General features: G+C 69.2%; 29 protein-coding genes. 25 read left to right on the forward strand and 4 right to left on the reverse strand.

Features of this window, described 5'->3' with window-relative positions:
* Positions 1-9: 9 nt before the first annotated feature.
* Positions 10-663 (reverse strand): Uma2 family endonuclease, encoded by a 654-nt coding sequence (locus ON30_RS04510; protein ID WP_040704405.1) that lies wholly within the window; start codon positions 661-663, stop codon positions 10-12.
* A 302-nt stretch (positions 664-965) separates the two neighbouring features.
* Here ON30_RS04510 and rpsH point away from each other — a divergent pair, with 302 nt between their 5' ends.
* The 9 genes from rpsH to map all read left to right on the forward strand — a co-directional run bounded on the left by rpsH (position 966) and on the right by map (position 6,556).
* Positions 966-1,364 carry a 30S ribosomal protein S8 gene (rpsH, locus tag ON30_RS04515; protein WP_040704406.1) on the forward strand — a complete coding sequence of 133 codons (399 nt, stop codon included), beginning with the start codon at positions 966-968 and terminating at the stop codon, positions 1,362-1,364.
* Between the two features lie 15 nt (positions 1,365-1,379).
* Positions 1,380-1,919: a 50S ribosomal protein L6 gene (gene rplF / locus ON30_RS04520; protein WP_040704408.1), complete on the forward strand. Its 540-nt coding sequence runs from the start codon at positions 1,380-1,382 to the stop codon at positions 1,917-1,919.
* A 2-nt stretch (positions 1,920-1,921) separates the two neighbouring features.
* Positions 1,922-2,329: a 50S ribosomal protein L18 gene (gene rplR / locus ON30_RS04525; RefSeq protein WP_040704547.1), complete on the forward strand. Its 408-nt coding sequence runs from the start codon at positions 1,922-1,924 to the stop codon at positions 2,327-2,329.
* A 70-nt stretch (positions 2,330-2,399) separates the two neighbouring features.
* Entirely contained in the window at positions 2,400-3,059 is a 660-nt protein-coding gene (rpsE, locus tag ON30_RS04530; RefSeq protein ID WP_040704410.1) for a 30S ribosomal protein S5, read from the forward strand.
* The gene (gene rpmD, locus ON30_RS04535) at positions 3,059-3,238 is read left to right on the forward strand and encodes a 50S ribosomal protein L30 (protein WP_040704412.1); all 180 of its coding nucleotides are present in this window, start codon (positions 3,059-3,061) and stop codon (positions 3,236-3,238) included. Before rpsE ends, rpmD begins: the two co-directional genes overlap by 1 nt.
* A gap of 5 nt (positions 3,239-3,243) precedes the next feature.
* Positions 3,244-3,690 carry a 50S ribosomal protein L15 gene (rplO, locus tag ON30_RS04540; protein WP_040704413.1) on the forward strand — a complete coding sequence of 149 codons (447 nt, stop codon included), beginning with the start codon at positions 3,244-3,246 and terminating at the stop codon, positions 3,688-3,690.
* Positions 3,691-3,858: 168 nt separating this feature from the next.
* Positions 3,859-5,181, forward strand: coding sequence for a preprotein translocase subunit SecY (gene secY, locus ON30_RS04545; protein ID WP_040704414.1), 1,323 nt, complete (start codon positions 3,859-3,861; stop codon positions 5,179-5,181).
* Positions 5,178-5,723 (forward strand): adenylate kinase, encoded by a 546-nt coding sequence (locus tag ON30_RS04550; RefSeq protein ID WP_040704415.1) that lies wholly within the window; start codon positions 5,178-5,180, stop codon positions 5,721-5,723. The genes secY and ON30_RS04550 overlap by 4 nt, the downstream gene beginning before the upstream one ends.
* Before the next feature lie 29 nt (positions 5,724-5,752).
* Positions 5,753-6,556, forward strand: a complete 804-nt coding sequence (gene map / locus ON30_RS04555; protein ID WP_040704416.1) for a type I methionyl aminopeptidase — start codon at positions 5,753-5,755, stop codon at positions 6,554-6,556.
* Positions 6,557-6,573: 17 nt separating this feature from the next.
* Here map and ON30_RS04560 read toward each other — a convergent pair whose 3' ends face one another.
* The gene (locus ON30_RS04560; RefSeq protein WP_040704417.1) at positions 6,574-8,076 is read right to left on the reverse strand and encodes a hypothetical protein; all 1,503 of its coding nucleotides are present in this window, start codon (positions 8,074-8,076) and stop codon (positions 6,574-6,576) included.
* 118 nt (positions 8,077-8,194) lie between these two features.
* Complete coding sequence (dtd, locus tag ON30_RS04565) at positions 8,195-8,626, reverse strand: D-aminoacyl-tRNA deacylase (protein ID WP_040704418.1); 432 nt, start codon at positions 8,624-8,626, stop codon at positions 8,195-8,197.
* Between the two features lie 238 nt (positions 8,627-8,864).
* On the opposite strand from dtd, the gene ON30_RS04570 reads away from it, so the two are divergent.
* From ON30_RS04570 to ON30_RS04645, 16 genes are all read left to right on the forward strand, one after another.
* Positions 8,865-9,362: a YbaB/EbfC family nucleoid-associated protein gene (locus tag ON30_RS04570; protein WP_051028934.1), complete on the forward strand. Its 498-nt coding sequence runs from the start codon at positions 8,865-8,867 to the stop codon at positions 9,360-9,362.
* A gap of 115 nt (positions 9,363-9,477) precedes the next feature.
* Positions 9,478-12,063 (forward strand): PPE domain-containing protein, encoded by a 2,586-nt coding sequence (locus ON30_RS04575; RefSeq protein ID WP_040704419.1) that lies wholly within the window; start codon positions 9,478-9,480, stop codon positions 12,061-12,063.
* Positions 12,064-12,073: 10 nt separating this feature from the next.
* Positions 12,074-12,865, forward strand: a complete 792-nt coding sequence (locus ON30_RS04580) for an ESX secretion-associated protein EspG (RefSeq protein ID WP_040704421.1) — start codon at positions 12,074-12,076, stop codon at positions 12,863-12,865.
* A 22-nt stretch (positions 12,866-12,887) separates the two neighbouring features.
* On the forward strand, positions 12,888-13,388 hold the full coding sequence (locus ON30_RS04585; protein WP_040704423.1) for a YbaB/EbfC family nucleoid-associated protein: 501 nt from the start codon (positions 12,888-12,890) through the stop codon (positions 13,386-13,388).
* 106 nt (positions 13,389-13,494) lie between these two features.
* Entirely contained in the window at positions 13,495-15,153 is a 1,659-nt protein-coding gene (locus ON30_RS04590; protein WP_245553936.1) for a hypothetical protein, read from the forward strand.
* Between the two features lie 199 nt (positions 15,154-15,352).
* The gene (locus ON30_RS38335) at positions 15,353-17,392 is read left to right on the forward strand and encodes a hypothetical protein (RefSeq protein ID WP_040704425.1); all 2,040 of its coding nucleotides are present in this window, start codon (positions 15,353-15,355) and stop codon (positions 17,390-17,392) included.
* Entirely contained in the window at positions 17,389-18,162 is a 774-nt protein-coding gene (locus ON30_RS04600) for an ESX secretion-associated protein EspG (RefSeq protein WP_040704426.1), read from the forward strand. The genes ON30_RS38335 and ON30_RS04600 overlap by 4 nt, the downstream gene beginning before the upstream one ends.
* Positions 18,159-18,494, forward strand: a complete 336-nt coding sequence (locus ON30_RS04605) for a hypothetical protein (protein WP_040704427.1) — start codon at positions 18,159-18,161, stop codon at positions 18,492-18,494. Before ON30_RS04600 ends, ON30_RS04605 begins: the two co-directional genes overlap by 4 nt.
* 59 nt (positions 18,495-18,553) lie before the next feature.
* A complete protein-coding gene (locus tag ON30_RS04610; protein ID WP_040704551.1) occupies positions 18,554-18,856 on the forward strand; it encodes a YbaB/EbfC family nucleoid-associated protein in 303 nt (100 codons plus the stop codon).
* Positions 18,857-19,103: 247 nt separating this feature from the next.
* Complete coding sequence (locus tag ON30_RS04615) at positions 19,104-19,418, forward strand: type VII secretion target (RefSeq protein ID WP_040704428.1); 315 nt, start codon at positions 19,104-19,106, stop codon at positions 19,416-19,418.
* On the forward strand, positions 19,418-20,782 hold the full coding sequence (locus ON30_RS04620; protein WP_040704429.1) for a hypothetical protein: 1,365 nt from the start codon (positions 19,418-19,420) through the stop codon (positions 20,780-20,782). Before ON30_RS04615 ends, ON30_RS04620 begins: the two co-directional genes overlap by 1 nt.
* A 9-nt stretch (positions 20,783-20,791) precedes the next feature.
* Positions 20,792-21,088 carry a PE family protein gene (locus tag ON30_RS04625; protein ID WP_040704430.1) on the forward strand — a complete coding sequence of 99 codons (297 nt, stop codon included), beginning with the start codon at positions 20,792-20,794 and terminating at the stop codon, positions 21,086-21,088.
* 3 nt (positions 21,089-21,091) lie between these two features.
* A complete protein-coding gene (locus tag ON30_RS04630; protein ID WP_040704432.1) occupies positions 21,092-22,054 on the forward strand; it encodes a PPE domain-containing protein in 963 nt (320 codons plus the stop codon).
* Positions 22,055-22,063: 9 nt separating this feature from the next.
* Positions 22,064-22,852, forward strand: a complete 789-nt coding sequence (locus tag ON30_RS04635) for an ESX secretion-associated protein EspG (RefSeq protein ID WP_040704434.1) — start codon at positions 22,064-22,066, stop codon at positions 22,850-22,852.
* Positions 22,853-22,945: 93 nt separating this feature from the next.
* Positions 22,946-23,281 carry a WXG100 family type VII secretion target gene (locus tag ON30_RS04640; RefSeq protein WP_083911138.1) on the forward strand — a complete coding sequence of 112 codons (336 nt, stop codon included), beginning with the start codon at positions 22,946-22,948 and terminating at the stop codon, positions 23,279-23,281.
* Between the two features lie 40 nt (positions 23,282-23,321).
* Complete coding sequence (locus ON30_RS04645) at positions 23,322-23,636, forward strand: hypothetical protein (protein ID WP_040704436.1); 315 nt, start codon at positions 23,322-23,324, stop codon at positions 23,634-23,636.
* A gap of 67 nt (positions 23,637-23,703) precedes the next feature.
* Here the strand turns inward: ON30_RS04645 and eccE are convergent, their stop codons facing one another.
* Positions 23,704-25,452 (reverse strand): type VII secretion protein EccE, encoded by a 1,749-nt coding sequence (eccE, locus tag ON30_RS04650; protein WP_040704438.1) that lies wholly within the window; start codon positions 25,450-25,452, stop codon positions 23,704-23,706.
* Positions 25,453-25,470 lie beyond the last annotated feature (18 nt).

The raw sequence follows: 25,470 nt of genomic DNA on the forward strand, positions 1-25,470 counted from the left end.
CGGCCTGCCTCAGAATTCGAGGTCGGCCCAGGGAATGCGGATGGGGAACGGGAAATCGATATCGATCGACGCGGAGTCCTTCGGCGTCCACTCGCCCGCCACGAGATAGTTGGCCCGGCGCAGCGGGCGGACGCCTTCGGGCAGCGTTCCGTGGGTGGTCTCCAGGACGTAGGCGCGGATGACCGCGATCGCGCTCCGCTCGCGTTCCAGGGTGACCTCCCAGTACCAAGGGATCCCCGCGCCCGCGTAGCGCGCCTTCTTCGCCTCCATGTCGGTCTGCGAGTTGGACGGGGACAGCACTTCGCCCGCCAGCAGCGTGTCGGCGGCGCGGATGTCCTGGTAGGGCGCGTCCAGGCAGCGGTAGACCAGGAAATCCGGGGTCATGAAATCGGACTTGCCGGTCGGGCCGAAGAACACGTTCGTCTCGAAGTCGACTCGCCAGCAGCGTTCGGGATGGTCGATCATGCCCGAGCGCGCGGCCCGTTTCAGGGCGCTGGTCAGGGCGAAGGTGAAGGCTTGGTGTTCGGCGGGACCGCGGCGCAGCCACACGACCCGCCCCTCCCACAGTTCGATCTGGCGCGCGATGTCCTCGGGCAGTTGTTCGAGTTGTTCCCACGTCATACGGTCGGGAAGATCAGGACGGGGGATCCGCGCGCTGGCCATGGGGTCATGGTAGCCGGGGCGAGGGGGCGGATTTGGTGGTGAGCTGGGGTTTGTCTACACTAGGGCGGTTGCCTGGGCACATCTGTGTCCGCATGTCCCTGTCGTGACGGCTTCGCGCGGTCGCGGCGGTGGGGTGGACGGCCCGGGCACGTGAGCTCTTTTGAGAACTCATTCCGGTCGGCAAGAGTCGGCCGGACCGCCGAATTGCTGTAGGCCCACGATTCGCGCCGCCGTGCTCCTCGCACGCGGGGTACGCGGATGTTGTATGGGAACCGCAGCGAGAAAGGTGTCAGGGTCGAACCATGACCATGACTGATCCGATCGCAGACTTCCTGACGCGTCTGCGCAACGCCAACTCGGCGTACCACGATCAGGTGAAGGCTCCGCATTCGAAGCTCAAGGCGAACATCGCCGAGATCCTCAAGCGCGAGGGCTACATCGCCGACTACCGCACCGAGGACGCGACCGTGGGCAAGGCCCTGGTCGTCGACCTCAAGTACGGCCCGAGCCGTGAGCGCAGCCTGCAGGGCCTGCGCCGCGTCTCCAAGCCCGGTCTGCGTGTGTACGCGAAGTCCACCAACTTGCCCAAGGTCCTCGGCGGCCTCGGCGTGGCGATCATCTCCACGTCGACCGGCCTGCTGACCGACCGACAGGCGGCCAAAGCCGGCGTGGGCGGCGAAGTCCTCGCCTACGTCTGGTAAGGGAGGACAGGACACATGTCGCGTATCGGCAAGAAGCCCATCGCAATTCCGTCCGGCGTCGAGGTGACCATCGACGGGCAGAACGTGTCGGTGAAGGGCCCCAAGGGTTCCCTGTCCCACACCGTCGCCGAGCCGATCGTCGTCGCCAAGGGCGAGGACGGCCAGCTCGAGGTCCAGCGGCCCAACGACGAGCGGCAGAACCGTGCGCTGCACGGCCTGACCCGCACCCTGGTCTCGAACATGATCGAGGGAGTCACCAAGGGCTACGAGAAGAAGATGGAGATCTTCGGCGTCGGCTACCGCGTGGCGGCCAAGGGCTCGAACCTGGAGTTCGCGCTCGGCTACAGCCACCCGGTCCCGATCGAGGCTCCCGAGGGCATCACCTTCGCGGTGGAATCGCCCACCAAGTTCTCCGTGTCCGGCATCGACAAGCAGAAGGTCGGCCAGATCTCCGCTGTCATCCACGGACTGCGTAAGCCCGACCCCTACAAGGGCAAGGGCATCCGCTACGCCGGCGAGGTCGTTCGCCGCAAGGTCGGAAAGACGGGTAAGTGATCATGGCGCAAACCGAAAACCAGATCGCCAAGCGCAAGCCGCGCGGCAAGGACGCGTCCACCACGCGTCGTCTGTCGAAGACCCGCCGTCACTTCCGTCTGCGCAAGAAGATCGCGGGCACCACCGAGCGTCCGCGCCTGGTCGTGAACCGGTCCTCGCGCCACCTGCACGCGCAGTTGGTCGACGACTCGGTCGGCAGGACCATCGCCGCCGCCTCCACCATCGAGGCCGACGTGCGTGCTTTCGAGGGCGACAAGTCCGCCAAGAGCGCCAAGGTCGGCGAGCTGCTGGCCGCGCGTGCCAAGGCCGTGGGCGTCGAGGCCGTCGTGTTCGACCGTGGTGGTCACGACTACCACGGCCGGATCGCCGCGCTGGCCGATGCCGCTCGTGAAGGTGGGTTGAAATTCTAATGAGCGCAGCTTGCGGAGCGAATCGTGAACACAGCTCTCGATTCGATGTCATCAACGGAAGGACGGTCTGATGCCGGGACGTCAGAGGCGTGACGGCGGCAACGGACCCGCCGGACAGAACGGAAACGCCCCCGAGGGCGGCCGCGACAACCGTCGCGGTGGCAACGATCGCCGCGGTGGCGGCGACCGTCGCGACAACGCGGCGGAGAAGAACCAGCTCGAGCGCGTGGTCGCGATCAACCGCGTCTCCAAGGTCGTGAAGGGTGGTCGTCGCTTCAGCTTCACCGCCCTGGTGATCGTCGGTGACGGCAACGGTCTGGTCGGCGTCGGCTACGGCAAGGCCAAGGAAGTTCCCGCGGCCATCCAGAAGGGTGTCGAGGAGGCTCGCAAGGGCTTCTTCCGCGTCCCGATGATCGGCTCCACCATCACCCACCCGGTTCAGGGTGAGGCGGCGGCCGGTGTGGTCATGCTGCGTCCGGCCTCGCCGGGTACCGGTGTGATCGCCGGTGGCGCGGCGCGTGCCGTGCTGGAGTGCGCGGGCATCCACGACATCCTGGCCAAGTCGCTCGGCAGCGACAACGCGATCAACGTCGTGCACGCCACGGTCGAGGCGCTCAAGCAGTTGCAGCGTCCCGAAGAGGTCGCGGCCCGCCGCGGTCTGCCGCTCGAGGATGTCGCTCCGGCCGGCATGCTGCGTGCGCGCGCCCAAGCAGCGGGAGGTGTCCGGTAATGGCGGACCTTAAGGTGACCCAGATCAAGAGTTCGATCGGCGCCAAGCAGAATCAGCGGGACAGCCTGCGCACCCTCGGTCTGCGGGGCATCCGCAAGTCGGTGGTCCGTCAGGACAATGCCCAGAACCGTGGGCTGATCAACGTCGTGCGCCACCTCGTGACCGTTGAGGAGGTCTGAGAAGCATGACTGTCATCAAACTGCACCACCTGCGTCCCGCCCCGGGATCCAAGACCGAGAAGACCCGTGTGGGTCGCGGTGAGGGTTCCAAGGGCAAGACCGCGGGCCGCGGTACCAAGGGCACCAAGGCGCGCAAGAACGTGCCCGCCGCCTTCGAGGGCGGGCAGATGCCGCTGCACATGCGGCTGCCCAAGCTCAAGGGCTTCACGAACCGGTTCCGCGTGGAATACCAGGTCGTGAACGTCGGCCGGATCGCCGAGCTGTTCCCGGAGGGTGGCGAGATCGGCAAGGCCGAACTGGTCGCCTCGGGCGCGGTTCGCAAGAACCAGCTGGTCAAGGTCCTCGGTGACGGGGAGATCGGCGTCGCGGTCCAGGTGACCGCCGACAAGGTGACGGGCTCCGCCAAGGAGAAGATCACCGCGGCCGGTGGCACCGTCACCGAGCTGGGCTGACGGTACTCTCGACTCGAGTGGCACCGGACGGGTGAAGGCCCGTCCGGTGCCACTGTTAGAGTTCAACTGTTGTCTGCCAAGCCACGTCATGGTTTTCGCGTCTCCAGAGTTGGACATCGCTGAAACAACCATGTCGTCATGACCATGTCGTTCGCGCCAGGAGGATCTGTGCTTTCCGCCTTCGTATCGGCCTTCCGGACTCCGGACTTACGGCGGAAGATTCTCTTCACGCTGGGGTTGGTCGCGCTGTACCGCATGGGTGCCTCGCTGCCGTCTCCCGGCGTCGACTACAAGGCGGTGCAGGAATGTATCGACCTGGTCTCCGGTGGTGATTCGCAGGGCATCTACCAGCTCATCAACCTGTTCTCCGGTGGTGCGCTGCTCCAGTTGTCGGTCTTCGCGATCGGCATCATGCCCTATATCACCGCCAGCATCATCATCCAGCTGCTGACGGTCGTCATCCCGCGGTTCGAGGAACTGCGCAAGGAAGGCCAGTCCGGCCAGACCAAGATGACGCAGTACACGCGCTACCTGTCGATCGCGCTCGCGGTGCTCCAGGCCACCGGCCTGGTCGCGCTGGCGGCGCGAGGTCAGCTGTTGCAGGGCTGCCAGCAGGACATCCTGGCCGACACCAGCGTCTTCGGCATGATCATCATCGTGCTGGTCATGACGGCGGGCGCGGCGCTGGTCATGTGGTTCGGCGAGCAGATCACCGAGCGCGGCGTCGGCAACGGCATGTCGCTGCTGATCTTCGCCGGTATCGCGGCCCGTATCCCGACCGAGGGCAAGAACATCCTGGACAGCCGCGGCGGCCTGGTCTTCGGCCTGGTGTGTGTGGCGGCGTTCGCGATCATCGTCGCGGTCATCTTCGTCGAGCAGGGCCAGCGCCGGATCCCGGTCCAGTACGCCAAGCGCGTGGTGGGTCGCAAGATGTACGGCGGCTCTTCGACCTATCTCCCGTTGAAGGTCAACCAGGCCGGTGTCATCCCGGTGATCTTCGCGTCCTCGCTGCTGTACCTGCCGAACCTGATCTCGCAGTTGACGGGGTCGGCGAGCGCGACGGATCCGAACTGGTGGCAGGAGATCATCCAGAAGTACCTGGTGAATCCCGGCAACCCGGTCTACATCGCGATCTACTTCGGTCTGATCGTGTTCTTCACCTACTTCTACGTCGCGATCACCTTCAACCCGGAGGAACGCGCGGACGAGATGAAGAAGTTCGGCGGCTTCATCCCGGGCTACCGCCCCGGTAAGCCGACGGCCGATTACCTGAATTTCGTCCTGAGCCGCATCACCCTCCCCGGCTCGATCTACCTCGGTCTCGTGGCAGTGTTGCCCAATCTGTTCCTCGACATCGGTTCCTCCGGCGGTACCCAGAACCTTCCGTTCGGCGGTACCGCGGTGCTCATCATGGTGAGCGTCGGTCTCGACACGGTGAAACAGATCGAGAGCCAGCTGATGAATCGAAATTACGAAGGGTTCCTCAAGTGAGAGTCGTTCTGCTAGGTCCGCCGGGAGCGGGCAAAGGCACCCAGGCCGTCCTGCTGTCGGAGAAGTTGGGCGTCCCGCACATCTCCACCGGGGATCTCTTCCGCGCGAACATCGGGCAGCAGACCCCGCTGGGTCGCGAGGCGCAGAAGTACATGGACGCGGGCGATCTGGTGCCCAGCGACGTGACCAACCGCATGGTCGAGGCCAGGGTGGCCGAACCGGACGCGGTGAACGGCTTCGTGCTCGACGGCTACCCGCGCACCGTGGATCAGGCCGACGCCTTGGAGAAGATCCTGGGCGATCTGGACAAGAAGCTCGACGCGGTCCTGTGCTTCGTCGTGGCCGAGGACACCGTGGTGCGGCGCATGCTGGCCCGCGGTCGCGCCGACGACAACGAGGACGTGATCCGCAACCGGCTCCGGGTCTACCGCGAGGAGACCGAGCCGCTGTTGCAGCACTACGACGGTCTGGTCGTCACCGTGGACGGCGTCGGCGAGGTGGACGAGGTCAACGCCCGCGCCCTCGCCGCGTTGGGACAGTGATGCCGCGGACCGGACAGCGCTGAGCGGCGATGGTATTCGGCCGCGGCAGGAACAAGAAGGTGGTGCCGTTCCGCACCGCCGGTGAACTCGACGCGATGGCGGCGGCGGGCGAGGTCGTCGGCCGCGCCTTGGTCGCGGTGCGCGCGGCGGCCGCTCCCGGCGTGTCGACGCTGGATCTGGACGAGGTCGCCGAACAGGTGATCCGCGAGGCGGGGGCGGTGCCCTCGTTCAAGGGCTACCACGGTTTCCCGGCCTCGATCTGCGCGTCGGTGAACGACCGGGTCGTGCACGGCATCCCGACGGCGGGCGAGGTGCTCGCCGAAGGTGATCTGGTGTCGATCGACTGCGGCGCGATCCTGGACGGCTGGCACGGCGATTCGGCGTGGACCTTCGGGGTCGGCGCGATCATCGAGGCCGACCGTCTGCTGAGCGAGGCCACGAAGCTGTCGATGGAGGCCGGGATCGCGGCGATGCTGCCAGACAACCGGCTCAGCGATGTCTCGCACGCCATCGAACTGGGCACCCGGGCCGCCGAGGAGCGGCACGGCCGCTCCTACGGCATCGTCGACGGCTACGGCGGGCACGCCATCGGCCGCGAGATGCACATGGACCCGTTCCTGGCCAACGAGGGCGCGCCGGGCAAGGGGCCGCGTCTGGTGGTGGGGTCGGTGCTGGCGATCGAGCCGATGCTGACCTTGGGCACCGTGGACACCAAGATCCTCGACGACGACTGGACGGTGGTGACCATCGACGGCAGTCGCGCCGCGCACTGGGAGCACACGGTCGCGGTCACCGAGGACGGCCCGCGGATTCTCACGCTCCGTCCGGAGTGATCCGGGCCGGCCGGTGTTCAGGGTCGGCCGGTCTTGCGGAAGAACAGCACGTGGTCGTGGTCGATGAGCGGCATGGTCTTGCGGACCTGGCGGATGCCGCCGCTCGGTAGGTAGGTCAGGTTCGCGAAGCCCTGGGTGTTGCCGAAGGCCGAGCGCACCTTCGTCTCGGTGGCGAAGTGCGCGCCGTAGGCGGCGAGCATGCCGAAATCCAGGGGAGCCAACGGTTCGTCGGTGCCGACCTGGCCCGCCGGGCGGCCGAGCGCGGCGTACTGGGTGGCCTTGCCGTCGTCGTAGCGGCACAGTTCGTAGGACATGTTCGCGGTCGCGGTCACGGTGAACACCGGCCAGCGGGCCGAGAGTCGACGGGCCAGCGGGTGCCGTCCGGTCGGCGACAGTTCCCAGTTCATGCTCATCACGGTGACCCAGCCGCCGTAGGACAGTTCGATGAGCACCACGTCGTCGCCGAGGGTGGCCGAGGTGTTGAGTTCGGCGTCGCCGATCACCCAGTCGTCCTCGTCGGCGGTGAGATAGGTGCCGCTGTCGACCAGTTCGATGTCGTCGGCGGCGTAGGCGGCCACGATGGCCGCGCGGACCAGGTTGATGGCGTCCTTGTCGGCGCAGCGCACGCCGAGCGCGCCGAAGGTGGTGCCGATCTCCACCGGCGCCGAGGGCGGGTCCGGGTCCTCGCCTGCCACCAACGGGCGCAGGCCGACGAGCGCGAGTCGCCAGTTGATCTCCTCGACCGTGGACAGGTCGCCGGACTTGTGCATGATCTGCTGCTGGGTGAGCCTGCCCGCCTGTTCCAAGGTCCGGCATTCCAGTTCGACCAGTGCGTTGTAGGACTTCGGGGTGAGGTCGAGGTCGCGGATTCCGCAGGCGCGCAGGCGGATCGCCATCGCCGTGGAGGTGAAGGCGGCATAGCGTTCGCGATACATCGAGATCGCCTGCTTGCGGGAGCGCCCGACCATCAGCGTGCGCAGCAGGGTGCTCAGGCTCTGAAGGTATTTGCCCGCCAGTTCCGGGTTGGCGGCGGCGAGTTCGCCGCGGATGCGGGCGGCGTCCTCGGTGGCGGCGACGGCCGCTTTCTGGTCCAGTCTGCCCAACCACACGCCGCATTTGCCGAGGCAGTCCGCGCACATTCCGGCCACGGCCGGGTCACTCTGGGCCGCGCGCAGGTAGACCGAGCAGGCGCCGCGGATGGTGCTCGCGGCCAGTTCCCGGCGATTGGTCAGCCGGGTGGCCTGCTCGAAGATCCGCAGCGCTTCCTGGAGTTCACCGGCCGAGCGGGCCGAGACGTTGCCGTTGGCGAACCAGTGCAGTCGCAGTCCGACCGCTTCCTGCGCGGGGGCCAGCGACTCCAAGGTCCGGTCGCGGCGGGCGGCGGCGTCCGTCTTGGTGGCGATCAGGGCTTTGGCCAGCTCGACCAAGGTGGCGGCCAGCGTCAGCTCGTCTTCGATCGTGCGGCTTCTGGCCACGCTGCGATCCGCCGCCACTTGCCGCTCGAGCGCGCTCAGTTCCATCGCGAACCCAACTCCCGCATCACCTTCCACATACGGTCGTCGAGCGGCCGCATTCGTGCTCCGGCCGAGTCTGCCATATCGGGCGGCCACACGCCCACGGCTCGGGCGAGCGGACGCCTCAGTTCTCCAGTAGCAGGGTGACCGGTCCGTCGTTGACGAGTTCGACGTGCATGTGCGCGCCGAACCGGCCGGTCGCCACCCGCGCGCCGAGTTCGCGCAGACTCGTGACGAACAGGTCCATCAGCGGGTCGGCGACGGCGCCGGGCGCGGCTTTCGACCAGGAGGGCCGCCGCCCCTTGGCGGTGTCGCCGTAGAGGGTGAACTGACTGACCGCGAGGATCGGCGCTCCGGTGTCGGCGGCGCTGCGCTCCCCGTCCAGGACGCGCAACCGCCACAGTTTGTCGGCCAGCGCGCGGACGCCCGCCTCGGTGTCGGTGTGGGTGAAGCCCACCAGCGCGAGCAGACCTTGCGGATCGGGATCGATGCGACCGACCTCGTCCCCGTCGACGGTGACCCGGGCGGCCGTGACGCGTTGGACGAGTATGCGCATCCGGTGATGGTCGCACGCGGGCCGCGGGATTTCGGTCGCGGGCGGTGTGCTCGCCCTTCCGCGTGCCCCGGTGACAGCGCTGTCCGGTACATGCGGTGCGCGGATATGAGTCCTCACAGCCGATTGCGGTGCGTGTACCGATCGGAAAAAGTACGCTCGGGTACGGTGCGGGGAGGTGGAACTCGGGTCACGTTGCGTCGAATTTGCCTGTGCGACATGTGGTATTCATCCTGGTACGGTGTCGTTGACCGACGAGTCGGGAGGTTCGATGGTCAACGAGCGGCTGAACGCCGACATGCTGACGATGCTCGACGGACTGAACGCGCAGATGCGCGGTATCGCCGAGCTGCAATTGAAGCGGTCCAAGTTGACCGCCACCGCGGACGCGTGCGAGCAGCGCATCACGGTCACGGTCAACGCCGACGGCTTGTTGATCGAGACGAAGTTCGCCGACGACATCGCCGAGTTGACCTACGACGAGATCGCCGAGGGCATGACGGCGGCGGTCCAGCAGGCCGCCGCCGAGGTGATGCGGCGCGGCAAGGAGTTGATGGAGCCGCTGCGCACGGAGCGCACCCGTCTGCCGAAACTGTCCGACATCATCGAGGGCGCACCGGATCTCGGCTCGCTGATGCCCAAGACGCCGCCCACACCGACCAACCGTCGCGATATCGACGCGGTCGACGTCGGGGAATCCGATGGTTCCCGGCGTTCGATGATCTCCGACGACGACTGATCGGTTCGGGCATGGTTTTCTCCGCGGGGGCACTGGTTCGGAATACGCACGATGAGGTCGAACACGCCATGACACAAGCACTGTCGACGCGGCACGCCACCGCTGGGAGCACACGATGAGCACCGATACCGCCGCCCCGCCCGAAACCCCTCCCGAGACTCCCGCCGACACCACGGTGACCTCGGACTGGCCGCCGTTGCTGGAGGCGGCCAACACCGGTCTGCTGAAGTTCGACGAGCAGGTCGTCAAGGACGCGACCGCGGCGGCGGCCCAGTTGATCGTCAACTTGGAGGCGCTGGCGGAGGAGGTGTACACCAACGGGTTGCACCGCATGGGCGCGTTCTCGTTGTTGCAGTCCTCGCGAGAGCTGGCCCAGGGGTACAGCAAACACGGCGCGGCCCTCTACGACGGCCTCATCGCGCACCGGGACATGGTCCAGGAGCAGTACGAGACGTTCGTCGCGGCGGGCAAGGCGTTCAGTGCCGCCGAGGTCGACAGCTCGGTGAATTTCGACAAGTTGAATCCCGACTACGCGGCGCGCCCCGCGGATTCGACCACGGTCGAGGCGCATTCGGGCGGCAAGAGCTACGGGGTGCTGCCCGCCTTCCCGGGCCAGTCGTTCGGTGGCGCCACCGACACGATCACCGTGACCATCGAGAATGCCGAGAATCTGAGTTTCGAGCAGCTCAAGGACTTCGGCATTTCGATCAACGCCGCGCCCGCGCTCACCGCCGCCGGAACCTGGCAGTGGATCGCCCGCGAACTCACGACGAGTCTGCAGGAGTACGCCGACAAGATCTTCGAGTTGCGCAACGAGTGGGAGGGCGACAGCGCGGATCAGGCGGTCGAGGCGGTGAAGAAGTACAAGCACGACTCCTCGGATTTCATCGAGGCCGTCGACGCCACCGGTCTGAGCCTGGACTACACCTCCCAGTGGTTGCAGATCACCAAGTGGGAGATGCCGCCGATCCACGTGTCGAAGAAGCCGACGGCGTGCAGCGACCGGACCGGCAAGTACCGGCAGCGGTTCAAGAACTACTACGAAGAGGGCATGAAGCGGACGCTGACGGCGATTCCGGCGATCGTGCTCCCGGGGACGAAGACCGCCTCCGACGTGAACGCGCCGGGCGGTGATCAGGACGGCGGCATCGGGACGACCAACAATCCCAACGATCCGAGCTCGCACATCTGGTCGCCCTACGATCCGGCCAATCCCAACGGCTACAACTACGACCCGAATTACAACCCCTTCGGGAACCAGAACGGCGGCTACGACCCGTATGGCCAATACGGCGACCCGTACGGGCTGACCCAGCCCGCCTTGCCGGGCGGTTACAGTCCGGGCGAGATCCCGCGCAGTCCGAACGAGGACGTCACCGGTGGCGGCCCGGGTTCACCCGGCGGCGGCGAACAGGGCGGCGCGGGCGATCAAGCGGGACTCGAGCAGGCTTACCAGCAGGGTTACGACGCCGGCTACCAGGAAGGTTCGACCTCGCAACTGGCGTCGGCGGGCCAGGAAGCCTTGCAGGGCCTGGGCGGGTTGACCGACCCCGGCGGTGCGTCAGGGGGGCTGGGCGGCGGTGACTCGGCGCTGGGCGGCGGCGATCCCGGCGCGGCGGCAGGCGGTCTGCCGGGTCTGGGCGGTGGCGGCCTCGGCGGCGGTTCCCAGGGCGGTGGCGGCGGCGGACGCTCGCCGGGCCAGAGCGGCGGGCAGAGCGCGCAGCAGCCGAATCTGGGCGACTTGCTGGGCGGTGCGCTCGGCGGGCAGGAGAGCGACACCGGGGGCGCCGCCATGCCGGGCATGCCGGTCTCGAGTCTGGATCCGCGCGGTTCGCTGGGCGGCGGTGCCGGCGGCGGTCTGGGCGGCGGCAAGCCGTCCGCGGGCGCGGCCGGTCAGAACGGCCAGAAGACGCCCTCGCTGAACGATCTGCTGGGCTCGCTCGGCGGTTTGCAGGACGCCGAGGTGCCGGGTTCGCCGGGCGAGACCTTGGGCGAGCGCCTGCGCAGCGTGCTCGACCCCACCGGCGCGCACAGCGGGGACCCGCTCAACCCCTCGGACGGCGGTCTGCTGGACGCGCTGGGTAACCCGATCGGGGGTCAAGGCGGCGCGCCGTCCCTGCTCGATCTGCTGACCTCGGCGGGCCAGGACGCGTTGCAGTCGTTGGGCGACGCCATCGGCAACGGACTCGAGGCGTTCGGCGACTTCACCGAGGCGCTGACCGGTGTCGATCCCGTCGAGGGCTTGGCCTCGCAGTTGCGGGACCTGAGCCAGACGCCCGGACTCGAGGGCTTGGGCGCGTTGGCCGATCAGATCGACCCCGAGGGCGCGCTCGCCGCGCTCGAAGGCGGGGGCGGTGGCGGTGGTGGCGGCGGTGGCGACCTCAGCAGCGCGGCGCTCGCAGGCGGCGTCGGCGACGGCGGCCCGGCACTGGATCAGCCGCGTCAGCCGGACCGCTTCCCGCGCGCCGCGCTGCCCGCCGAGGCGGCGGCCTACGGCATGCCGATGGATGCGGCCTCCGCGGCGACGCAGGGCCAGCCCGGCCAGCCCGGCATGGCCGGATCTCCCGGCGCGGGGGCCGGGCAGGGCGCGGCCGGTGGCGCGGGCGGTTACAAGCGGCCGAAGTTCCTGACCTCCTCGGATTTCATCGACGAGGCGCTGGGCGACACCCCGTTCCGCGTGAAGCCGGTGATCGAGCCGTGAGCGCGGTGTCGTGAGCTCCTGGAGTTTCACCGACCTGGAGTTCAAGGTGCTCTGCGATCTGCGCCGGGAGGGCGAACTGCCCGTTCCGTTCGTCTGGACCAGCGACATCCCGGGCCTGGACGAATACGAACGACAGTGGCGGGAGGTCAGCGCCGAGTTGACCTACCGCATCGACAGCGCACTCGAAGCGTTGCTCGACGCCTTCACCCACCCCGATGTGGTGGTGGGCGCGCAGGTCTGGTCGGACACCGATTTCGACAACCCGGACAAGCGCATCCGGGTGCACGCGGGCACCCGCGGTTCCCGCGCCTACCTCATCGAACAACTCCCGGGCCGGACCGTCCAGCACGCGGGCGGATTCACCATCCGGCCGGTTCAGCCGCGCGGTATCGGCGAGGCCATCGCCGCCCTGCTGCCCTCGGCGCCCGCGGGCAAGCGCGGGCCGGTGGTCATCGACCTGGACGAACCGCGGCCGACGGACAGTTTCGGCTTCGGTTCCGGTTCGCTGATCGCCGACGAGGACGAGGTCGGGTTCAGCAGCAAGCGGTTCTTCGACATCGACGCGGTGTCGACGGGATCGGTCCAGGTCGTGCAGGGGCGTTCGAAATACGGTCCGCGTGGGATCAATCGGGCGGGCCGGGTCTGGCGCGACCTCGCGGGCGACGGCCGCTACGTGATGCCGCTGCATCATCCCGCACCGGAGGCGGTCGGCATGAGTTCGGTCGCGATGACCGACTGGATCGACGGCGAGATCGCGAGCATCCTCGAACGTATGGACACCTTCGAGGAAGTCGACCAGTGATCCGCGGGCCGATCGGCGCGCGATGACCAACGAGCACACCAAAGCCGAGCTGACCTCGATCCTGAGCGAGGTCAAGGACCAGTTCCGCACCATCGCGCGGATCCAGTCCGAGCGCGCCGATCTCGTCGGCACCGGGTCGGTGCTGCGCAACAGGGTCACGGTGACGGTGAACGCGGACGGCACGGTCATCGAGACGAAATTCGGTGTCGGCATCGAGGATCTGAGCTATTCGGAGATCGCCAGGGCGGTCACCGATGCCGCGCAGCGCGCCTCGGAGGATCTGGCGCGGCGGAACGCGGAACTCATGGAACCGATGCAGAACCGGCGCGCCCGACTGCCGAAACTGTCGGATCTGATCGAGGACATGCCCGATCTGCGGCTGCCCGACCCGCCGAAACCCTCGCTGGCGCCGCCGGGTTCGGTCGATCGGGCGGCGACCGGGCCGGCCGAGGAGATGCGCTACGACGACGTGGAGGACATCTCCGCGCAACCGGAACGTCGCATCACCGACACCGGATGGTGAGCTGAGCGCGGTGGCGGCGCGGATCGTGATGCCGAACAATGCGGTAGGTCCGCTGGTTTCGAGTGGATGAACAACGCGTGGTCCGGCACGGAGGAGGCGGCGGTCGGTGACGAATCCAGGGGATCGACCCGAAGGGTATCCGGGAGACCCGGTCGACGGTCGAGGTGACGGCGGGCTCGCGGGTGCGGCCGATCCGGCGTCGACGCCGGACGTCGGGTTCACCCTGGGCGGACCGAGTTCGCGCGACACCGCCGGACCCGCCTCGCCCGTCGAAGGAGCAGCGACAGCCCCCGAATCCCCGGACGCCGAATCCCCCGTCGACATCCAGGACGTGGTGCGCGAACTGGGGCGAAGTCTCGCGCGTGAACTGGCCGCGGCGGCCCCGGCGGGCTGGGTGCGACTGTCCGCGGTGTTCGCGGTGACGGTCGTGGCAGGCGGCGGACAGGTGCTGCTGGTCGACGAGAACGAGCAACTGCTGCGCCTGGACGCGCCGCAGAGCGCGCTGGACCTGGTCGCCCGATTGCGGGACGTGTCCGCCGAATTCGGTGACGGGCCGTGGTGGCGACTGCTGCTCGAACTGCGGGTCGACGGTCGCCTCGAGATCGACTACGACTACGGCGACGAACCGTTCCCCGATGACCAGTTGTTCCCGCCGGAGGCGTATCTGGCGGATCTGCGAGCCTATCCGCGTGATCGGGTGCCGTTGTGGCTGGCCGCCTATGTCGGACACGACGAACGTCAGTCCCGGCCCGCGAGCGAGGCGGCGGTCCGGGCGCGCGCCGATCGCGCGGCGGGGGTGCGCGCCGTGCGGTCCGACCAGGATTTCCCCGATCTGGTGACGTTGTGGGCGCGCTGGGCGGTGATGTCGGCGGCTTTCGTCGCGGCCGGGTCGGAGTGGGGTCCGCGCCTGCTGCCGTCGCTGGGGTGGTTCGAGGGCGCGCGACGGTCCGGTTCGACGCTGTACCTGCTGCCCGGTGACCGCGCGGTGCTGTCCGGCGGCGTCTGGAACGCCCCGGAGTTGGAGGCCGCCTACCACGACGAGCGGCCGATGCCCGCGCTGTACACGGGAGCGCCCGCGTGGGTGGCCAACCCGGTGCTGAATCCGCGGGCGGGCAGCGGTCTGCTCTCGTTCTGCTACTGGTGGGAGGGCGGGCGCTGGTATCGCGGCGAATCACCCGCGGGCCACGAGATCAGCGACGCCGTCCCCGGCATCTGGTCCGCGCGCACCGTGGAACAGGTGATCGGCAGTCTGGTGGAGAACGACGCCGGGCGAAGCGCCGCCGTCGCGGAGTTGGTGGCGGCGGCCGAAGCCGGTCTCGTGGGTCGGGACCATCTGGCCGCCGTGTTCGGGAACCGGCTGTCCACCTCGGCCGACCAGGGTGCGGACGCGGCGTCCTCCGGCGACACCGACGCGGAAGAGGCCATCGACGCCGCCCTGTACCAACTGACGTTGGCGGGTGTGGCCGCGCCCGATCCGATCCCGATCCCCGACCGCGATGCCGTCGAACTCGTCCGCGCCCACCTGCGCGAATCCGAGGCCGACGGTGCGGGCTACCCGTCGGAGTCGTTGCGCGCCGACCGCATTCCCTTCGGCTGGGTGGTGTACGCGCCGACCGGGCCGGAGGAGCTCGCGGTCGGCCGCGCGCTGTTCTACGTCGCCGACGACGGTGTGCTGGAACGTTCTTCGTCCTCGATCGCGCCGTCGGTGTACGCGCGCGGCTTCGAGGAGCGCTATCTGGCCAGAGCGGGGTCCGGCGCGCGGTGAGCGCGAGCCGGGGGTAACCCGTGGTTAAAGCAGCGTTCACATCCGCGCCGTCCAGTGGCCGCCGCGCCGCCGCGATCGCTTGCGCGGCAGCGCGATCGGCAACCGATCGACATAGTGCGCCCCCCGCGTCGGCGGTAGAGTCGAACTGCGCGGAATGTGATGTTCCCGGTGTTGTCGTATTCGATCAGGAGCGCGACCGATGAACCCAGGCCCACCGCCCGGCAACCCGTTTCCTTCGCTGAAGGACTACACCAAGGGGCACCCGGAGGGATCGAAGGACGCCTTGGAGTTCCAGCCCGATGTGGCGCTGCGACTGGGGGCCGCGGCCGAACAGGTGATCATGGGCATCGGCGCGCTCAAGCAGTACGTCGCGGACATGACCGCCGGGTCTCCCGTGTCCCATCTCGGTTCGGGTACGGCGTTGGGGCGCAAATTCGGCGCGCAGGCCGGTGATCTGGACAAGATCCTCGACGACCACAAGAAGATCCTCGCCGACATGATCGACACGTTCATCGCGGCCGGAAAAGCCTACGGCGACATGGACGGCTTCAACGCGGCGCTGCTGGACAACGTGAGCAGCAATCCGAAGGACATCTGGGAGATGGGCGAGCACCAACCGCCGCCGACCACGCCGAAACCGGCGTTCTCGACCGATCCGAACAAGAAGTTCGCCGACATCAACGGTGAACTGTTGGGACTGGGCGCCTTCCACCCCTCGACGATCATGGGGGAGAGCGCCGACGGCATGAGTTGGCTGGACCTGTACCAGGTGGGCAACTCGATCCGGCTGAACAAGTCCGTGCAGACGCTGTCCGATCAGGGGGGTACCTGGCGGTGGATGGCCGGCGAAGTCGATCGCGTCTTCGTGGATTTCGTCAACAACGTCGATTCGGTGACGGTCGACCAGTGGAAAGGGCCTGGCCGTGAGGTCGCGGTCGCGGCCGTGAAGTCCTACGCCGCCTCCGTGCCCAAGTTGTCGGCCGCGGTCAAGGGCTTCGGCGACCTGCTGACCTACACCTCGGGCTGGCTGGACGCCACCCAGGTGTCGATGCCGTATTCGGCGGAGAATCCCGCGGGCACCCTGTACGCGAGCGGCGTGAGCATGTACAGCGGCTACGTCTCGACCAACTACTCGGTCGCGCAGGACCAGACGCCGACCTACCGGGAGAACTTCCGCAAGACCTATCTCACCGGCCTGCCGCAGACGGCCTCGCACGTGCCGGTGCTGCCGCCCGCCGCGGGCGCGTTCGGTCAGATCCCGTCCGACCCCTACAAGCCGGCGGGCGGCGACCAGGGCGGCGGCGGCAATCAGGGCGGCAACCAGGGCGGGGGCGGCCCGGGCGGCGGCAGCCCGTACCAGGGCGGCGCTCCGGGCGGCGCACCCGACGGGCAACAGTTGGCGGCGGCGCACCAGGAGAATCCGGCCACGGCGCAGTGGGCCGAGGAGATCGCCCAATTGGATTCGTCCACCACCCAGGACGGTCAGCCCGTGGTCCCCGGGGCGCTCGATCCCGCGGGTCAGCAGGGCGGCGGTGGTGGCGGTGGCGGTGGTCTGCCCGGCTCGTTGTCGCAGTTGGCGGGCATGCCGGGGCAGTTGGCCGGTCTGCCGGGCCAGATCTCGCAGGCCCAACTCGCCGGGGAGCAGGTCGGGACGCCCGAGCAGCAGATCATCTCCTCGGCCGCGCAGCAGTTGTCGGCGGCCGCGCAGCAAGGGCTTCCGCAGTTGTTGCAGACGCTGCAACAGCTCGCGCAGACCCTCTCGCCGGCCCAGTTGCAGGAGGCGTTGAAGCGCGCCGGATTGTCGGACATCCCCGGGCTCGACCTGTCGGACCCCGCGAAACTAGACGAGCTCATGGCCGCGGCCGGACTCGAGGGCGCGGGCGTTCCCGGCGGTGGCGGCGGGGGTGGCGGCCTCCCGGGTGGCGGTGGCGGCGGTATCGGCGGCGGCACGTCGCAACTGCCGAACGCCCCGCAGGCCTCGAAGCTGTTCCCCCGGGTGGCGGCGCTCGCGCCGATCACCGCCGAGGGCCAGTTCGAGGGCAGTCGTGCGGGGCTGGCCACCGCGGGCACGCCGGGAACCCCCGGCACACCGGGCGCTCCGGCGGCAGGCGCGGGCGCCGGGGCACAGGGCGGACGCGGCGGTGAACATCGACGGCCCACCTACCTGGAGTCGTCCGAACATCTCGAGGACGCGCTCGGTGACGCGCCGGTGGTGGTCCGCCCGGTCGTCGAACGATGACGCGGAGTTGGACGTTCACCGACCTCGAGTTCGTGGTCCTGTGGGATCGCCTGCGCGAGGACCGGTTGCCGCATCCTTTCGTCTACACCACCGACATCCCGTACGAGGACGATTTCCAGCGCGAATTCGTGCGGGTGCGGGATCGACTGCTGTCCGTGCCCGATCCGGCCCTGGACGAGGCGCTGCGCGACATCGCCCGCCCGGACATCGCGATCCGGGTGCTCGGGGTCTCCGGCACGACGCCCGACGATCCGGCGGGCGGTCTGCGACTGTTGGCGACCAGGCGGGAGAGCCGCGGTCACCTGCTGACGCAGTTGCCCGGCCGGACCCTGGAGCACAGCGGCGGCTTCACCATCGTGGAGTGCGACGCGCTGCGCCTGGCCGACGTGGTGGCCGACGCGTTGCCGGAATGCCCGGCGGGTCAAGGCCCGCCGCTGAGCCTGTCGGCCCCGGCCGAGCCGGACGAGGAATCCGATGTGCGACTGTGGGACAGCCACGACGAACCGGTCGACGCGCGGGCGAACGCCTTCCTGAACGTCGGGCCCGAACGCGCGGGCGTGATCGAAATCGCACAGGGGATCTCCCGTTTCGGTCCGCGCGGACGTACGGTGCGCCATCTGCACTGGCGCGACCATCCCGACGACGGCCGCTATGTCATCACGCCCGGACAACCGGCGCTCGCGCGCGGAGCCGATCGCGCGGGGCTGGTCGCGGCGATCAACACCGAACTCGTCGCGGTGGTCCGGGCCATCAAAGACGAACGCGTATGAGAGGGCACGAGGTGGACACGTTCGACGCCGCTTCCAGATCCGGCGCGATCACCGTCGAGACCACCGAACGCGGTCTGCCGGTGCGCGTCACGGTGGAGCAGGACGAATTGCGCCGTGACCCGGCCGATCTCGCGGCCGAGGTGCTGCGGTTGTGTCGGCAGGCCGCGGGACGCGCGGGCGCGGCGCGACGCGCGCGGTTGGCCGAGGCCGGTGTCGGGCGCGACCTGCTCGCGCTGACCGGCCTGCCCACCTTCGAGGAGATCGAACAGCGCGAACTGCTGGACGAGCAGGATTACGAGGTCGAACCGCAGAGCTGGCTGAGGCCGCTGTGACGGGGCCCGAGCACGCGTCGTCCCTGCCGAGCGATCCCGGGGAACTGGCGAATTCCTTGATGGATCAACTGGTTGCACGCGCGCAACGCAATCTTGACCGGATGCGCGATCTCGGCGACCGGATGGCCGCGATCCGGGTGACGGAGACTTCGCCCGACGGGGCGGTGACGGTCACCGTGGACGGAACCGGAGCGTTGCTGGACCTGGAACTCGGCGCGGCGATCCGGGAGTGGACGCCCGCGCGTTTCGACGAAGTGGTCGTCGGGACCGCGCAGCGTGCCGCGGCGGCGGCATTCGCGCGGCACGCGGAACTCGTCACGGAATTCAACGAATCACTTTCCGGCAAAACCGGTGAACTGTGAGAGATTAGCGGAGAATTCGCGCGTCGCCCGCTCGTATCCGGGGTGATCGGGCGGCGCGGTGATTCTAGGTGGAACAGCTATTCTCCGCGACCGCAGCGGTTTTCGTGTCATCTCGAATTAACTTCATCATTGTGTCATCCGCTGTTAAGCTGCTGGGACGCGAAATCTCCGCCGGGTCTGGTCCAATGGATCGGAGGCTTCAGCGGCCCGGCATCATTCCCAATGCAGTTATCGTGCAGAGGTATTCATGGGCGACTTGACAGCAGTACCCGAAGCGATCCGCGCCTACGGCGACGCGTCGGCGGCGGCGGCGACGCAGACCTTGGCCGCGGCCTCGGCGAATCAGGCGGCGGCGATCGCCGCGGCGGTTCCGGTGTTCGGACTCATCGGCGGTGATTTCCTGGCGACCTACGCCTTCGCGCAGGCCACGCATCTGACCTCGGTGGGGGAGTTGGCCGCCGTGCACGCGGGCACCGCGCTCACCGCGCACGAGAGCGCGCTGACCTATCAGGCCACCGACCTGGAGAACGCCGACGAGCTGGGCGTGATCGGTAACGCCTGATGGGCTCCCCCCTGGAACAATCGATCGTCGACATGCTGCGACAGAGCGCGCTCGGCGCCGTCGTCGACCGACCGGTCGACGACGTGCTGCGCGAGATGGGGCTGCCGGGCCTGCCCCAGTTGCCGCCCATGCCGCCGCTGCCGCAACTCCCGCCGTTGCCACCCCTTGACCTGACCGCGCTGGCCAAGCCGATCACCGAACTGGCGAGCAGTTTCGGCAGCGGCAAACTCCGCGGCGGACCCGGGATCGACCCGATCCAGGTGCTCACCCAGGTCACCACCGTCCTGCAGACGGTCTCGCAGTTGAGTTCCACCGCGATGCAGGCGGTCGCGCCGCTGTGGCAGGGCGCGGGCGCGACGGCCGCGAACGCCAAAGCCGCCACGACCGCCGCCGACACGGCCGCCGTCTCGGGGCAGGGCGCGCGGATGACGGTGGGCAGCACCAGCGCCGCGGGCAGCGTCTTCACCGGCAATGTGCTGATGACGGGCGTCACCGCGAAATTCCTGGCTTCGCTGGCCGCCGCCGGGCCGTTCCTCGGCACGCCCGCGGGCCAGGCGTTCCTGGTCGCGATGACGGCCGAGACGTTGTCCGAGGCCCTGGCGATCGTGGCCAAGACACGCGCGGAACTGACCGCGCACAGCGCCGCGATGGCGCGCAACGGCGAGAAGGTCCCCGTCACCGACGCGCCCAAAGGCGTGCCGGGCACCGCCGAGAAGGTGCTGTCGATGGGCAAGACGCCGGTGCGTCAGGTCGCCTCGGCCGCGCAGTCCCCGCTGTCGGCGGCCAAGACGTTGGGCAGTCCGGCGGGCGCGACCGATCCGAGCAGTTATGTCAGTCAGGCGCTGCAACTGGTGCAGTCGCTGGTGCAGATCGGTTCCACCGGCGCGCAGGTCGCCGCGCAGGTGGCGGCCCCGCACCTGGACGCCGCGCCGGTCGCGGGTCTGCCGATCGCCGCGCCCACCCCGTCGCTGGGCGGCGTGTCCGCCGTCGCGGGCGGCGGGGCGGCCTCCGTCGGCGCGGCCCCGGCCCAGCCGATCCCGTTGCAGGAAGCCCGCACCATGACCGTGGCGACCGGCGGGCCCGCGGGCGTCACGCCCGGCGGTGTCACGACGGCCGCCGCGGGCGGTCTCGCCTCCAATCCCGGGATGATGCCGATGGCGCCGGGTGCGGCGGGCGCGGCAGCGGCCACCCGCGCGGCGGGCGCCGACGGCGTGCTGCGCACCGATCTGGTCACCGCCGAACACGGCAACGCGGTCGTCGGACCGCTGGCCGGGGTGTCGGTGCCGGTGGTCGGCGCGGCCGAGACGGTCACCGCGACACCCGACATCGACCCGGAATCTCCCGACAAGGCCCTCACCCTCTAGGAGTTCGCCATGGAATTCGATCCCGTCGAGGCGATGCGCGTCGCCACCGAACTGGACTCCCTCGCCGATCGGCTCGAGGCCGAACTGCGCTCGGGCGCCCCCGCCCGCGCGGTCGCGGCCCCGGGGCTGGACGAGGTGTCGCTGCGGGCCGCCGCCACCCTGCAAGAGGTGTCGGGCTCCTTCGACACCTCCGCGGATTCGGGCATCCTCGAATTGCGCAGGCTGGCCGCGAGTCTGCGGTCGCAGTCGCGGGAACTGTCGCTCATGGACAGCGCCAACGCGGCCGACCTCGGAGCGATGGCCTGATCCATGGTCGAACCACCTGAGGCCGGATTCACCGGTGTGGTCTGGGAGGCCAGACCACCCGAGCGGCTCGCGCACGAGCTGACCACCGGACCGGGGTCGGCGCCGTTGGGCGAGGCCGCGGCCGCGTGGGGCCGGGTGGCGGCGAGTTTCGCCGCGGCCGTGGTGGACTACGACCGGATCATGCTCGCGGTGCGGGGGCACTGGCGTTCGGGCACCAGCGACGCCGTGCTGGCCCGCATCTCGACGATGCGGGACTGGCTGGCCGAGACGGCCGCGGCCGCGGCCCGCAACGCCGAACACGCGGGCAGGCAGGCCGCCGCCTTCGAGATCGCCCGGCTGTCCATGCCGCACGTCGCCGAGATCGCGGCGCTGGAACAGGCGTTACGCACCTTGAAGGCGGTCGGGGCCTCGCTCGGTTCGCCCGTGGTCGGGGCGATCGCCGACCACGAGACCGAACAGGATCTGGCCAAGGCCACCGCGGCGCGGGTGATGCGCACCTACGAGGCGGCCACGCTGCCGTTGTCGGAGTCGTGGGGGCAGACCGACCCGCCCACCTTGTCCACCCCCGAGGCGTACGAGGCCGAACAGGCCGCCACGCGTGCCGCGACCACCGCGAGCGCGCTTCCGGCGCTGTCCGCGATGCCCGCCATGCCGGTCATCGGGCCGATCTCGGTGCCCCGGGTGCTCTCCGGCGGGCAGGTCCACAGCGTGTCGCAGACCTACATCCGCCCGGAGGTCACCCCGGTCCAAGCTCCGGTTTCCACCGGCACGTCCGCCGGACAGTCCCTACCCCCGGCGGCCGCACCGCTCGCGGCGGCGGCCGCCGCCGACGAGGAGGAGCGGCGCGCGGGCGCGGCGACTCCGCGCGTCGGCCCGGCCGCCGAACTGGATGCCGGAATGGCCGCCGCGCCCGCGGTGCTCGGCGGGCACGAAACCGCCGTGGGCACGCAACGGGCCGGGACGTAGGGGTTCGCCGTGGCTGCTGTGACGAACGACGCGGTGCTCGTCGTCTGCGATGTGCTCGGAGTGCAGACCCTGCCGACCGTCCTGGACGTCGGGCCGCGGCAGGACCGCGTGGCGGATTTCGCCGACGCCCGCGCACAGGCGTTGCTCGCCCTGCGCGACGCGGGCCTGGTCGACGCGCACGACGACGTGGACGCCGATCTCGGTGCGGCACTGTACATCCTGGCCGCACCGGAACGCGAGATCGCGGCCAGGGTCGTCACCGAGACGGGCGTCCGGCGGATCTGTCTGGCCCGCCGTGGCGCGGGGCACGCGATCGCCGTGCGCGAGGGCGACGACCTGGATATCACCACCACCTGGGCCGAGGAGGACGGCGCGGCGCTGGCCCGCCCGATCCTGGCCGCTCTCGGGGCCTGTCCGCCCGCGGACATCCCGACCTTCAGTCTTCCCGCCGACGAATTGGCCCGGCGATTCGACGGCGCGGAATCGGGACCCGACTTCACGGGGGTCCCGTACGAACTCGGTGTCACCGACAAGGCGGCGATCGAGTTCGGCATGGCCATGGCCGAGTGCCGTGCGCACGCCGAGATCGTGGCCTACCTCCACGAGGACGGGGTCACCACCAGATCCTCCGGGGCCGTGGCGGTGTTCGACACCGCGCGGGGAAGGATCGCGGCCAGTCCGGGGACGGCCGCGGACCTGCGGGTCTGGACCACCGTCACACCGGGTTCCGATCATCGTGTCGCGCAAGCGATCTCGCAGCTGGTCGGGACACTGCCCGGGGGAAGGTGGATGCCCTAGCTCGCGCGTCGGACGAGCGCTTGCGAAGTCGCCGTTCCCCCATCCACCAACGACTAATGCGATACCAGTCACGAATGAGAAAGAGGCAGATCCATGGCCCCACGCGTAAGTAATGAAGAAGCCCTCGTCAAGGGCGCAGAGAACGAGATGGCCGGTTCGGTCGCGCAGATCAAGAGCACCCTGGCCCGGGTCACCGACGCCGTGGCCTCCGCCAAGCGCGGCTGGGAAGGCACCGCCAACCTCGCTTTCGACAAGGCCTCCGACGGCTGGAACGGCGAAGCCGAGCGGCTGAACACGATCCTCGATCAGTTGACGACCCTGGTCGGCGAGGGCAACACCTCCTACCAGAACCTCGACACCACCAACGAGGGCGACATCAACGCCCTGGCCGCGCAGGGCGGCAGCCCCGCCCTGACCAACCTGGTCTGATCCGGCCCGGACTTCGACCGACCCACGAGAAAGGTCACTCATGCTTTACGACGGTTCAACCCTGGCCACCCTCTCCGAGGAACTGCGCACCCTGCGTTCGCAGTTGATCGCGGAGTCCAACAACTTGCAGGGCGCCGCGAGCCGCCTGCAGACGGCGTGGGAGGACAACGACGGTCTCGCCGAGTTCAAGCGCGTCAAGAACAACTGGGATCTCGAGTTCGGCACCGAGGGTTCCGGCGCCGCCGAGGTCGACACCACCATCGGCAAGCTCGACGCCCTGGCCCAGGCCGTCGACAGCGCGATGGCGGCGGCGCGCGGCGCCGACGGCAAGGTCGCGCAGTCCTTCGGCGGCTGATCCGCCCGACACCACGGAACGGCCCGTTCGATCCTCCGATCGGACGGGCCGTCTCGTTTCGAGGGGATCAGACCGGCGCGGGGGCCTCGGCCCCGACGTAGCGCAGTTCCTCCGGCGTCGCGACCATGTGCACGGTCGTCTCGCCGGAGGTGGTCCGCACGGTCACGCGGTTGGCGGTCTCCTCGTCCTCGACCAGCGTGACATCCGGCTCGAAGCCGGCGATCGCCGCGGAATCGTGCGCGCGCAGCACCACGACGGTCGCATCGGAATAGTGCCCGCTGGGCGGTATCCCGTCGAATACGACCATGGTCGCGAAACGGTAGGAACCGGCCTGCTGTGATCCCGCCGACCACGTGGCCAGCGTCAGAGCCTGTGGCGTGTCGACGTATTCGAGCATGGGCCGCCATTCGTCGTGGCGGGTGGTGTGCACGACCACGCTGGCGTCCAACGCGATCGCCCGCAGGATGACCTGTTTGGCGACCAGCGGCGAACCGATGATCTCGACGCGGTGCACATGCCGTCCGACCAGCGGCAACGCCACGCCCTGCCCGGATTCGTCGGCCCCGATCAACTGGCCGCAGCCCGCGATCGGCATCGGCACGTCGTCCAGCGCGTCGGGCTCGCCGAGGTAGCGCTGCAACGGCAGGGTGGGCACGCCCGCGCCCACCGGCAGACTGAACAGCAGGGCGCGGCGCTGTTTGCCGGGCAGTGGCCGCAGTCCCGCCGAACGCAGGTCGACCGGGGCGTCGCGGGTGGTGAATCGCGCGGTCGCGGTGACCGCGATCGGCGCGGGCTGCGCGGATCGGCCGTGTTCACCGTGGTCGGCGCGCTGCATCCGCACGGTGACGGTGGTCGCGACGGTGGGGGTCGACCAGATCTCGGCGATGCCGCGCGGTTCGAGCGCGGCCGGGGTCATCCGGTAGCTGGTGTGGTGGATGTCGTCGTGGACCAGACTGTGCGGCGTCTCGGTGAGTTCGTCGGTCGGGACGCCGTTGGTGAGTTGGCCGACCGCCTGGGTGATCTCGGCCGCCGAGAGCACCGCGGCCGAGAGTCCGCGCGCGGCCAACCGGTTGGCGACGCGGCGGGTGGCGACGATGGCCGCGCGCAGGGTGCCGGTGGCCCCGCCGCCGCGGCTCTCGACCGCCCCCGCGTTGGCCAGCGGGTCCAGGCGCAGCACCACCCACACCGTGCGGTGGGCGACGGCGGGCAGCGGCCCGAGGATGCTCTCGTAGGCGCGGGCGACCGCGCCGGTCCCGGAACTGCGCGATCCGGTGCTGATGACGTCGATGGCCGCGAGTCGGATGTCGAACTGGTCCAGGCAGCGCGCGATCTCGGGCAGCGGGAGCATGTCGTCGCCGAGCAACGCGGTGGGGCTGAGTCGGGCCACCGTGCGCGGTTGGGCCTCGATGCGCAGCATGGTCAGCAGGCGGGCCCCGTCCCAGCGCATTCCGTAGACGCCGCCCTCGGGCAGCGGGACGTCGAACGGCGCGTGTTGAACAACCGAGGAATTATTGCGGAACGATTGCCACCGGAACGTGAATTCGCGAGCGATCCAGGCGGCCAGATTGATTCGGCGAAATGGCGTCAGTGCCGCCGCGACCACCACGACGGCCACGATCACCGGCACATACCATTGCGCGACGAATATCCGCACGAGGAAGGCGAATACCGCCGCCACCACCAGGGACGGCACCACCAGCCGCAACGGCAGCACCCGGTCCAGCCAATAGTCGTTCGACCGTAAACGCGTTGTCGGCGCGAACGTATCGGAATTGTCGGACGGACCGCCGGATGCCCCGTGCGCGGTGGAGGTCATGCGCTCATCATGGACCGA

This window comes from Nocardia takedensis NBRC 100417, assembly GCF_000308695.1.
GTDB classification, from domain to species: domain Bacteria; phylum Actinomycetota; class Actinomycetes; order Mycobacteriales; family Mycobacteriaceae; genus Nocardia; species Nocardia takedensis.

Bases quoted from the DNA above. Each gene is read 5' to 3' on its own strand.
- ON30_RS04510 (WP_040704405.1), bottom strand. From the start codon at position 663: ATGGCCAGCGCGCGGATCCCCCGTCCTGATCTTCCCGACCGTATGACG.
- rpsH (WP_040704406.1), top strand. From the start codon at position 966: ATGACCATGACTGATCCGATCGCAGACTTCCTGACGCGTCTGCGCAAC.
- rplF (WP_040704408.1), top strand. From the start codon at position 1,380: ATGTCGCGTATCGGCAAGAAGCCCATCGCAATTCCGTCCGGCGTCGAG.
- rplR (WP_040704547.1), top strand. From the start codon at position 1,922: ATGGCGCAAACCGAAAACCAGATCGCCAAGCGCAAGCCGCGCGGCAAG.
- rpsE (WP_040704410.1), top strand. From the start codon at position 2,400: ATGCCGGGACGTCAGAGGCGTGACGGCGGCAACGGACCCGCCGGACAG.
- rpmD (WP_040704412.1), top strand. From the start codon at position 3,059: ATGGCGGACCTTAAGGTGACCCAGATCAAGAGTTCGATCGGCGCCAAG.
- rplO (WP_040704413.1), top strand. From the start codon at position 3,244: ATGACTGTCATCAAACTGCACCACCTGCGTCCCGCCCCGGGATCCAAG.
- map (WP_040704416.1), top strand. From the start codon at position 5,753: ATGGTATTCGGCCGCGGCAGGAACAAGAAGGTGGTGCCGTTCCGCACC.
- ON30_RS04560 (WP_040704417.1), bottom strand. From the start codon at position 8,076: ATGGAACTGAGCGCGCTCGAGCGGCAAGTGGCGGCGGATCGCAGCGTG.
- dtd (WP_040704418.1), bottom strand. From the start codon at position 8,626: ATGCGCATACTCGTCCAACGCGTCACGGCCGCCCGGGTCACCGTCGAC.
- ON30_RS04575 (WP_040704419.1), top strand. From the start codon at position 9,478: ATGAGCACCGATACCGCCGCCCCGCCCGAAACCCCTCCCGAGACTCCC.
- ON30_RS04585 (WP_040704423.1), top strand. From the start codon at position 12,888: ATGACCAACGAGCACACCAAAGCCGAGCTGACCTCGATCCTGAGCGAG.
- ON30_RS38335 (WP_040704425.1), top strand. From the start codon at position 15,353: ATGAACCCAGGCCCACCGCCCGGCAACCCGTTTCCTTCGCTGAAGGAC.
- ON30_RS04600 (WP_040704426.1), top strand. From the start codon at position 17,389: ATGACGCGGAGTTGGACGTTCACCGACCTCGAGTTCGTGGTCCTGTGG.
- ON30_RS04605 (WP_040704427.1), top strand. From the start codon at position 18,159: ATGAGAGGGCACGAGGTGGACACGTTCGACGCCGCTTCCAGATCCGGC.
- ON30_RS04610 (WP_040704551.1), top strand. From the start codon at position 18,554: ATGGATCAACTGGTTGCACGCGCGCAACGCAATCTTGACCGGATGCGC.
- ON30_RS04615 (WP_040704428.1), top strand. From the start codon at position 19,104: ATGGGCGACTTGACAGCAGTACCCGAAGCGATCCGCGCCTACGGCGAC.
- ON30_RS04620 (WP_040704429.1), top strand. From the start codon at position 19,418: ATGGGCTCCCCCCTGGAACAATCGATCGTCGACATGCTGCGACAGAGC.
- ON30_RS04625 (WP_040704430.1), top strand. From the start codon at position 20,792: ATGGAATTCGATCCCGTCGAGGCGATGCGCGTCGCCACCGAACTGGAC.
- ON30_RS04630 (WP_040704432.1), top strand. From the start codon at position 21,092: ATGGTCGAACCACCTGAGGCCGGATTCACCGGTGTGGTCTGGGAGGCC.
- ON30_RS04640 (WP_083911138.1), top strand. From the start codon at position 22,946: ATGGCCCCACGCGTAAGTAATGAAGAAGCCCTCGTCAAGGGCGCAGAG.
- ON30_RS04645 (WP_040704436.1), top strand. From the start codon at position 23,322: ATGCTTTACGACGGTTCAACCCTGGCCACCCTCTCCGAGGAACTGCGC.
- eccE (WP_040704438.1), bottom strand. From the start codon at position 25,452: ATGACCTCCACCGCGCACGGGGCATCCGGCGGTCCGTCCGACAATTCC.